Here is an 11,361-nt window from a genome sequence, read left to right on the forward strand (position 1 = left end):
TGATATGGGACACCAATACAATGGTTTGGAAATTGCAGTAATCGGCCTGTCGGGGAGATTTCCAGGAGCGAACACGATTGCGGCGTACTGGGAAAACTTGAAAAATGGGGTTCATTCCATCCAAACATTTTCGGAAGCCGAGCTAATCGAGGCTGGCGTAGATCCGAAAGCAATCAATAGTGAAGAATACGTCAAGGCAAAGGGGTATCTGGAGAGCGGGAATCGCTTCGATGCCCATTTTTTTGATTATACGCCACTGGAAGCGGAGCTCATGGACCCCCAAATGAAAGTCTTTCATGAGTGCATCTGGGAAGCACTGGAGGATGCCGGCTATGCTGCCGAGGTTGACCAAAAGCTGATTGGTCTATTCGCAGGAGCTTCCCCGAACCATATGTGGGAAGGGCTTATGAGCCTGTCAGGAAAAAGTGAAGCTATCGGCCACTGGGCAGCCACCCAGCTCGTGGATAAAGACTATTTGAGCTTGCGGATCGCTCACAAATTAAATCTCAAAGGGCCTGCCTTGACGATTTATACCGCTTGCTCGACTTCGCTAGTTGCTGTTCATATGGCGGCTCAATCACTCCTGAACGGCGAATGCGATATGGCTTTGGCTGGCGGGGTTACTGTCACTCTGCCTGGAAAAAGCGGGTATGTTTATCAGGAAGGGATGATCTTATCTCCAGACGGCAAATGCAAGGCGTTTGATGCGAACGGAAAGGGCATCGTTGGCGGAGATGGAGCAGGGGTTGTCGTATTAAAGAGATTGCAAGATGCCATAGACGATCGTGATCAGATATATGCAGTGATCAAAGGCTCCGCTATCAACAATGATGGTTTGCAAAAAAGCGGGTTTACAGCGCCGAGCACCCTCGGACAAGCGGAAGTAATCCGAACCGCTCTCAAAGTCGCGGAAGTGACGCCAGAGAGCGTTGATTACATTGAATGCCATGGTACAGGGACACCGCTTGGCGATCCCATTGAGCTCGAAGCCCTGGAGCTCGCCTATCAACCTTCTCAGAAGCATTCGTGCGCACTTGGCTCGGTAAAGGCAAACGTTGGACATTTGGATAGCGCAGCCGGAATCGCTTCCTTCATCAAAACAGTGCTGTCTATCAAGCATCGCATGCTTCCGCCTTCCCTTCATTTTCAAACCCCGAATCCTCATTTAAACGTGATTGAAAAGGGGTTTTACATCAACGATAAGCTGACAGAATGGAAGAAAACGCACGAGCCTATCCGGGCGGGGATCAGCGCTTTTGGAATCGGGGGGACAAATGCTCATGTGATTATCGAGGAAGCCCCAGCCTCGCCAGAATCATCTTCTGGACGGAAATGGCAGCTGATTCTGCTCTCTGCAAAAACAGAGCAAGCCCTGGAGCGATATAAGCAAAATGTTGAGGACTATATGCATGCAAATCCGGATGTGCGTCTTGAAGATATTGCCTATTCGCTACAGGTGGGCCGGAAGCATTTTCCGTTTCGAGATGTAGCACTTTGCAACCCGACAGTAGCGGAACCGGTCCGCTTCTCAGCGGGCAAGTGTAAGGCGGGTCTAACAAAGCTGAATCTTCCTGTCATTTTCGTGTACCCTGATTTTTCCGATGACAACTGGGGAGATAGTGAATTTGAAGAAATCGTTCAATTATGTCAAGAAGAGCCTACGGTCAAACGAATCATAGAGCAAGCGCTGCTCCTCCTGAATCGGCAAGCATCAGACCGAGCGGATACGCTAACAACGGAGCACCTGCGTGAGGAAAAGTATGGCGACGTTGTGCGCTTTATTCTCTACTATGCCATTACGATGTTGTTCAGAGAATGGGGCATCAAGTCGGAGGGCACGCTTGGATACGGAAAGGGCAAACTGCTGGTCGATTGCTTGACTGGCGGTCTTTCCTTCGAAGAGGCTATCTTCACACTGGTAGATAAACCGGCGCTTGACACCTTTGTCCACTCGGAGAACAATCGTGACATTTCCAATCCAGAAGCCATTTATATGTTCTTTGGTTCAACCAAAGATGAGCACACGAGCAGTAAGAAAATGGAAACCGATACGATACATATTTGGCTGGAGAAGATGAATTCGTATACCATCCTGAATGCCTTAGGGACCATGTGGCTGTATGGCAACGAAATAGATTGGAATGAATTTTATAAACACGAGCAGCGAAATCGCGTCTCCTTGCCCACCTATTCATTTGAACCCCAGGAATTCCCGGTAGAGAGAGACCTGTTCCAATTTGAGCAGTTCACCAGTCGTCATCTGAACAGCGAGAGCAATACGGCCAAAAGAAGGGAAGACATCCGCAAGTGGTTTTATGTACCTGCTTGGGAGAGCTCCCATCTGCCAAGCTATGCGGAGGGAACCTATTCTCATGGCGCGACCTGGCTTATTTTCAATGACAAGACAGGTTTGGGAGAAACGTTGTCCAACGAGTTAAGGGAACATGACGTTAAGTATATCCTTGTCGATCAAGCGGAGCACTTCCAAAAAGTAGCGACGGACCATTACATGGTAAATCCGCAAAATCCGAAAGAATTAGACCGCTTGTTGGAAAATCTAGAGGTAGTACCGGAGTACATCTGCTATCTTTGGGCGGTGACTCCTCCGATCGAGCCAGAGTTGGCAGTCGTTGACTCCAGTCAGCAGTTGTTTCTCTACAACCTCTTACAGATTGCCCAATACATAGGAAGCAAGGCAGGCAACAAAGATACTCGGTTACAAATCGTGACAAACGGGTTGTATTCCGTTACCCAAGAAGAACAGATATGCCCGATGAAGGCGGTATTGCTGGGGGCAAGTAAAATCATTCCTTACGAGTACCCTGGTAGCAAGGTTTGCACTGTCGATATCGAGCTTTCAGAAGGAAACAACTTGAAAAATAGTTACATGGCTTCAAATTTGATTCGGGAATTTCATTTTGATTTTCCGCACAAGCAAGTGGCTTATCGTGGCAAAAGCAGGTGGATTGAATCGGTTCGAGAGCCTATCCTAGTGAAACACCCCGGAAAGCTGGCACTCCTTAAGGAGAACCTTGTCTGCTTGATCACAGGCGGATTAGGAGGAATGGGCTTTGCCATGGCAGAGTATTTGGCCAGACAATATAAGGCCCGGCTGGTTTTAGTGGGACGTTCCCCTTTTCCTCCTAGACAGGAATGGGAGCAATGGCTGAAGGAAAAACCTGATCATAGGCTATCAAACACCATTCGTACGATCCTGTCATTGGAACAGGCAGGGGCAATGATCAACGTATACAGCGTGGACATCTCTGATTACTCGTCCATGCAAAAAGTCATTCACGAAGCAGAAGCGCAGTTTGGGCCAATTACTGGTATCTTGCACACAGCGGGAGTCCCGGATTATGCAGGTGTCATTCAAAGAAGAACAAAAGAAATGACGGACCCAATCCTACTCCCCAAAGTACAGGGAACTATCGTGTTGGATACGCTTTTTATGGGGCGAACGCTCGATTTCTTTCTATTGTTTTCGTCGATCGGCAACTACATTTACGGACGCAAATTCGGCCAAGTGGGATATAACGCAGCAAATGAATTTTTAGATGCGTTCGTCGCTTATCGCTTGCAGAATCGACCTGGCTTTACGGCGTCCATCAACTGGAACGATTGGGCGCAAGTAGGGATGTCTGTCACGGCCATGGAAAAAAATCGCGGCATGAACAGACAAGTCAACGAGCAGCAGTTTGAGGAAGAAGCGATTACACCGCAAAACGGTGTAGAAGTGCTGCAATATATTCTGGAAAACCAATTCACCCGGGCCATCGTCTCTGTCCTTGATCTTCCTGCCTTGATGGAGGAAAGCAATCAGCTTCGCGAAGAATCCATCCTGGAAAAAGAAGCGGCAGTAGCTGCCCAAACAGAACTGATTCCTGCCAAAATCAGCAGTGCAATGCTGTCCGAAGCAGAGCTGGAGCAGACCATAGCGGACATATGGCGTAGTGTATTGGGAACTACATCGATTGGCAGTGATGAAGACTTCTTTAGCCTGGGAGGGGATTCGCTTAAAGCCATTACGATTATTGCCCTTCTCTATAAAAAACTGGATGTAAAACTCCCACTGCCGACTTTTTTCAACAAGCCTACAATTGGAGACATCGCTCGTTTTATTCGCGAGGCAGATCGAACGGATTTTTCACAGATTAAAAAGGCAGTGATAAAACCGGGATATCCTTTGACTTCCGGGCAAAAAAGGCTTTATTTTCTCAGTCAAATGGAAGTTGAGAACAAGCAGTACAACAATATTATTGCATTGCGTGTTAAGGGGCCGCTGTCCTACGAAAAATTGGAAAAAAGCTTGAATGAGCTCATTCGCAGGCATGAAAGCTTGCGCACTTCGTTCCGACGAATCGATGGGGAACTGTTACAGGTTATCCATGAACCTTTCTTATTTACCCCTGATTACAGGGAAATCAATGAACCAATAAACGACGCACACATCGAAGCGTGGATACAATCCTTTGATTTAGAGGTTGCTCCTGCATGGAAGGTGGGGATTTTTAAAGAGAGCGAGCAAAGTCATCTTCTTGTCTTTAATATCCACCATATCATCACAGATGGCACATCCAATGCGATCCTGATCGAAGAATTTACTGCTCTTTACCAAAATGATGTACAGTCGGCAGGATTGGCTGCCTTATCAATTCAGTACAAGGATTATGCTGAATGGCAAAAGGAAAAAACAACACTAGAAAGCCATCAAGCTGACCAGAAGTATTGGACAGACATGTTTACTGGAGAAATTCCGTTGCTCGATTTACCGACAGATTTTTCTCGTCCAGCATTCAAAACCTACCGCGGAAGCATGGAGATGTTTTCTATACCGCAAAATCAGGCAGAAGAAATAAAGAAAATCGCTGCCGCTCATGAAGTGACGCTTTATATGGTGTTGCTTGCTGCTTGGAAAGTTCTTTTGGCAAAGCTGAGCGATCAGGAAGATATAATCGTAGGAATTCCTACTTCGGGCAGAAATCACAGCGATATCCAAAATGTCGTGGGCATGTTTGTTCAGACGCTGCCAGTCAGAAGTTCTGTAAACAAAGAAATGAGCTTTGCAGAACTGCTAAGTGAGCTCAAAATGAATATGTCCCATGCGCTGGAGCATCAAGATTATCCATTCGAAGAGCTCGTCAGCCAGGTGGAGCTTTCTCGGGATTTTGGCCGAAATCCTCTGTTTGATGTGATGTTTACCTTTCAAAACGCCCGTCATCAGGCGAGTAGCGCGCACGTCCCGTTTGAGGGAGTGCAAATAGAGCCGTATTCATTTAAAGCAAACTCATCTCGGTTTGATTTGACATTGGATGGCGAGGAACGGGAGGGCGAGCTGTTTTTTACTGTAGAGTATTCTACTAATTTGTTTACAAAAGAAACTGTCTCCCGGTTTATTCGCTATTTCCAAAAGATCATGCAAGAGGTGCTCGCCCAGCCAAAGCAAAAAATTAGCCAAATTCATTTGGTAGATGCCCAAGAGCTGGAGCTATTGTTGGCTGGGTTTAATCAGACATCGGGTGAATATCCAGAGCATCTTGTGGTGCACCAGCTTTTTGAGACGATGGCTGAAAAGTATCCCGACAAGCCAGCAGTAACGTTCCAAAATCAAACGATGACGTACCGTGAGCTAAACGGAAGGGCCAATCAAGTGGCCTATACGCTAAAATCGCATGGTGTCGGTCCAAATAAGTTGGTTGCTCTCATTACCACCCGTTCGTTCGATATGATGGTTGGAATCTTGGCTATTAGCAAAGCGGGTGGGGCGTATTTGCCTGTCGATCCGAGCCTGCCACATAACAGAATTGCTTACATGCTTCAAGACGGCCACGTGCAAGTTATTTTGACCAATACAACTGTGGAGACAACAGACGATCGCAAGGTTATAGACATGCGCGATCCAAAAATTCATATGAACCCTCTTGATTCGCTGCCGATTGAGAATAACAGCAGGGATGTAGCGTATTGCATGTATACCTCGGGAACAACCGGCTTTCCCAAAGGGATTTTAATCGAGCATCGGGCGTTAATGAATTTCCTGCACGGAATCACGGATGTACTGACCTTGCGGGAAACTGAGCGGTTTTTATCGTTAACAACAGTTTCTTTCGATATTTTCTGGTTAGAGAGTATCCTGCCGCTTTTAACCGGTCATCATGTAGTCATTGCCGATGAAGAAAGTCAGCGAGATATTCGTTCGTTAGCCAGCCTAGTCAGAAGCGAGGAAATTACGGTGATGCAAACCACACCGTCACGGTTAAAACTGTTGCTGGCTGAGCCGGATTTAGCGGAGCAGTTGAGTCGCTTACGTTACTTGCTGATCGGGGGAGAAGCTTTGCCGCTTTCAGTGGCAAATCAAGCGCTGAGATTGTTGAGAAATGGACGCGTCTACAACCTTTATGGCCCTACAGAAACGACGATTTGGTCCACGATTGAGGAAGTGACGGAAGATCGTCCGATCACGATCGGCAGACCGCTCAAGAATACCCAAGTCTATATCCTCAACCAGGAGATGGTCCCGCAGCCAATCGGGGTTCCTGGCATGCTGTTTATCGGTGGACACGGTTTAGCACGGGGTTATCAGAACAAACCGGAGCTGTCCCATGAGAAATTTACGGAAAACCCGTTTCGGCCAGGCGAAAAAATTTATGGTACTGGTGACATGGCAAGATGGACGGCGAACGGCTTGATCGAATATTTGGGAAGAAAAGATTTTCAGGTAAAAATACGGGGCTATCGAATTGAAATGAGTGAAATAGAAAAGCTGCTTGATGCCCATCCTTCTATTGAAAAAGCAGTCGTCCATGTACAACAAGATGCTCATCACGAGCAAATGCTTATCGCCTATTTCACATCTGCCCATGCTGAATCTAGCTATGAACTCCGCGAGTATTTGCGTAAACTTGTCCCAGAATATATGATTCCTCAATCCTTCACGAGGATAGAGAAGATTCCCCTTACGATCAACGGCAAGATTGACTGGAAGTCGCTTCCGTCGGTAACTGGGGTAGTGGAGGAGCAAAAGGACCTTGTCGGACCGAGAGACGAGGTGGAAGCGAAGCTATATGAGATTTGGCAGAAAGTGTTGCGAATCGAAAACTTTGGAGTTCGGGAAAGATTTTTTGAATTGGGCGGAAATTCCATCCAAATCATGCAGCTTGTATATGAAATTAATAATTGTTTCTCTGGTTCCTTACAGTTTAAACACTTTATCGAACTACAAACCATCGAGGCGATTGCCCGTTTTATCCGAGAATCGATTCAGGAAGAGCGGGAATCAGAATTGCCCGTACTGATACCTGACCCTAGTCAAATGCATGAACCGTTTCCTTTAACGAATGTCCAAATGGCCTATTATTTGGGCAGGAGCAGCAGGTTTGAGTTAGGCGGAATTTCTACACATGCGTATCAAGAGGTCGTAACGACGCTCGATATTCATCGACTAAACCATTGCTTGAATATTTTGATCCGCAGGCATCCCGCGCTTCGGACGATCTTTTTGGAAGACGCCCGTCAGCAGATTATGGCAGAAGTACCCGAATACTGCATAGACATACGCGATCTGCAGGCTTGCGGAAATGTTGAAAAAACCGAGATGATCAAGAAAGAAAGAGAACGGATGTCCCACGCTATTTTCCGTCCGGATCAATGGCCTCTATTTGAAATCAAAGCGTTTCGCTTGTCTGAGCAAGAGAGTCTTTTATGCCTCAGTTTTGATTTGCTCATCATGGATGCCTATAGTCTGGAGATCTTAGGAAAAGAATTACAAGAGCTTTATCAGGACGATGCAGCGAAGCTCGATGATTTGTCTATTTCCTTCCGGGATTATATGATCGGTTATCAACAATTAAAAAACAGCAAGTGGTACTCGCAAGACAAGGAGTACTGGATGGCCAAGCTGCCCGATTTCCCACTAGCTCCAGAAATTCCGTTACGGGTCCAACCCATGCACGTTAAAAATCCGTATTTTCAAAGAAAATCAAAACGATATACGGAGAAGAGCTGGCAGCAGTTAAAGAAAGTGGCCCAGAAGCACAATTTGACCCCTTCGACTGTTTTGTGCACGGCGTATACAGAGGTCCTGGCGAATTGGAGCAATCAAGTGGCATTCAGCCTCAATTTGACGTTGTTTAATCGACTCCCGATGCACCCGGATGTGGACAAACTCATCGGAGATTTTACTTCCGTGATTGTAGTTGACGTGCATTTGAATCCGAACGATTCGTTCTGGGAGAAAGCAGGCAAAGTTCAAAAAACGCTGATGGAGGCGCTCGCTCATCGCCATTTTGATGGAATTGATCTGATGCGGGAAATCAGTAAGCAAAGAGAAATGAGCAACAAAGCCCTTATGCCGGTCGTTTTTACTAGTGCTTTGTTTGAAAATGGAGACAGCGACCAGCAAGCTGATGGTCTTGTGGAGAATTCATCCGAAAGGGAGAACCAAACAAACGGAATTACACAAACATCTCAAGTCTATCTGGATAATCAGGTGGCGCTCATCAATGGAAACATGGTAATCAACTGGGACTATATCAGTGAATTGTTTGATCCTTTGGTGATCGATACCATGTTTGAACAGTATCTGGCCAGAATCGATGCCATTTTGAACGATGAAGCCGAAAAACAGCTGGCCTGGGTATCCGAGACCGACAAAGAAGCAATTTTCACATACAACGATACTGCCACTCCTATTCCGAGAAAAACGTTGCACGGGCTGTTTGAAGAAACGGTTGCACAAACTCCCTATGCGGTGGCGATAGAAGATGCACAGGAGAGCATCACTTACCTAGACCTTGACGAGCAAGCAAACAAAGTGGCTAATTACTTGCAGCAAATCGGCGTAGGCGCGGGAGACCTCATTGGCGTTATTGCCAAACGGGAAATAGTCACCTTTGCACATCTGTTAGGCGTCCTAAAAAGCGGTGCCGCCTATGTGCCTATTGACCCTGACTACCCGTTAGAGCGCGTAGATTACATTCAGAGACACAGTCAATGCAAACTCGTGTTGGAACCTGATTTTTACGTGAAGAACGAGCTCGATCGCTATCCAAAGAACCATCAATCATTCGCCGAACAGCCGGAGCACCTGGCATACGTTATTTACACATCGGGAAGCACGGGGAATCCCAAAGGGGTCATGATCAGACACGAAGCTGCAGCCAATACCGTTCTGGATATCAATCAAAAGTTTGAGGTTGCGACCCACGATCGTATTCTAGGTGTGTCTTCCCTCTGCTTTGATTTGTCCGTCTATGATATTTTTGGAGCATTCGCAGCAGGAGCTACGCTCGTGCTGGTGAAAGATCAGAAGAACATGACACAGCTTGCCGACACCCTAACAGACAAAAAAATAACGATATGGAATTCTGTCCCTGCCATTATGGATCGGGTGGTAGCGGAGAAAAAGGACCGTGGCAGCGAAGATAGTGATGGACAGCTTCGTCTTGTGATGCTGAGCGGCGACTGGATTCCTCTTACATTGCCGACAACGATCAATAAAACGTTCCCTTCTGCGAAAGTAGTCAGTCTAGGTGGAGCTACAGAGGCTTCCATTTGGTCGATTTATTATCCAATCGACGAGGTAGATCCCCAATGGAAGAGCATCTATTATGGAAAACCGTTAGCCAACCAGCAGTTCTATGTACTCAATTCGCAGATGCAGCTTTGCCCGATTGCAGTGCCGGGTGAACTTTACATTGGGGGGAAAGGGGTTGCGGACGGTTATCTTCATGATGCGGAAAAGACAATTCAATCCTTTATTCATCACCCAGAATTCGGATATGTCTATAAAACGGGAGATTATGGAGTATTGCACCGCAATGGGCTGATCGAATTTTTGGGAAGAAAGGATCAGCAGGTAAAAATTGGCGGTTATAGAATAGAATTAGGAGAAATCGAATCACGGTTGCTAAGTATAGAATCGGTGAGAAATGCGGTTGTTTTGGTGGCGGGGGAGGCAGACAAACGGTTGTATGCGTATCTCGTGCCAGAAACAGCGCCGCAGGACCAAGAAACATTTATGAATGAGATCAGGACAAGCTTGGCTAAAGCCTTGCCGGATTACATGATACCGTATCACTTTATTATCGTGGAACAATTGCCGCTGACCGCTAATGGGAAAGTAGATATGCAAACTCTCCTGAAGCTGAAGCCAACCAGCACAAGCAACGGGACAGCATACGTAGCTCCTCGGAACGTAGCGGAAGAGAAGATTGTCAACGTGATTCAAGAGGTTTTGGAAACTGATCATGTAGGCGTGCTCGACAACTTTTTTGAGATGGGTATGAATTCCATCCAGATCGGAATGATCAACAGCAAGCTGAAACAGGTATTTGAAAGGGAAATCCCAATCCTTACCATGTTTGAGTACGCAAATATTAACGCGCTTGCCTCTTATTTGACAGAAGAAAGTCACGACCAACAGGATGAAGAGCAGGACGAAACCATGATTGCCCGGAACCAAGGAAGAGAACGGATCAAACAAAGAAACGCCAAAAGAAGGAGGAGCCCTGAAAGTGATTAAAGCCGAACTGCTGCAATATTATACGAAGTTTACTCCTAACACGGATCCCGGCGAATATGGCTATCTCTTTCATGAGTTGCCCCGGGGCTTACCAGAACTATGCCGCCTCATCAAATGCCAATTGATTCACCCCACAATGATAAAAAAGGTCAGACATTCGCTTACCCATTTTACAAAAAATGAAGATGAGAAGTTTTACCAGGTAACAGAAATGCTTGAGGCTCTGGTAGAACGCAACGCAGATGGCATTACGTTTGACCGATTGCCTAGTGAGAGATTACTTATTTCTTGCCGATTCCATTCTTTGCTCCTGATTTCTATGCTTCGCTCCCAAGGGATCCCGGTGCGCTGCCGCGTCGGATTTGCATGCTATCTTTCCGAGAATCACCGAAAATATATTGATCACTGGATTTGCGAAGTGTGGGATGATACCGAGAAACGATGGATCAGGGTAGACCCCGATTTGGAACTCATCGATATTCAAGGCGATGAGTTCCTCATGGCGGGTGATGCCTGGTTGATGGCTCGTGACAAAGAAATCAATCCACAGCTATTTGGGGTCAAGAAATCTTGGGGGATGCACTATATCAGAAACAATCTCTGCTATGACCTGAATGCCATTCTCGGCAACGAATTAAGATACTGGGATTATCCTCCGCTATGCCAAAAAGAGATGGACGAGCTGGACTGGGAAGAGTTGCAATTACTCGATGAGATCGCTCTTTATTTGCAAGACCCCGATGAAAATCACGATCAACTGCAAGCATTGTTTTTGGAGCATGATTTCCTTCATTTCAAGGGATAAGGCAATGGTTCGAAAAAACTCTAAGCGGTGATAG

2 protein-coding genes are annotated in these 11,361 nt (G+C 46.4%); both read left to right on the forward strand.

The genetic code is table 11. The features are described from left to right. The first annotated feature begins 4 nt into the window (after positions 1-4). Positions 5-10,522: a non-ribosomal peptide synthetase gene (locus C7R91_RS04330; protein WP_047067163.1), complete on the forward strand. Its 10,518-nt coding sequence runs from the start codon at positions 5-7 to the stop codon at positions 10,520-10,522. Beyond that, positions 10,515-11,327, forward strand: a complete 813-nt coding sequence (locus C7R91_RS04335) for a transglutaminase-like domain-containing protein (RefSeq protein ID WP_047067164.1) — start codon at positions 10,515-10,517, stop codon at positions 11,325-11,327. The genes C7R91_RS04330 and C7R91_RS04335 overlap by 8 nt, the downstream gene beginning before the upstream one ends. The last annotated feature ends 34 nt before the right edge of the window (positions 11,328-11,361 follow it).

This window comes from Brevibacillus formosus, assembly GCF_003013405.1.
GTDB classification, from domain to species: Bacteria; Bacillota; Bacilli; order Brevibacillales; family Brevibacillaceae; genus Brevibacillus; species Brevibacillus formosus.

What these genes read in the sequence shown, in the direction of transcription:
- C7R91_RS04330 (WP_047067163.1), top strand. Translation starts at nt 5, where the DNA reads ATGGGACACCAATACAATGGTTTGGAAATTGCAGTAATCGGCCTGTCG.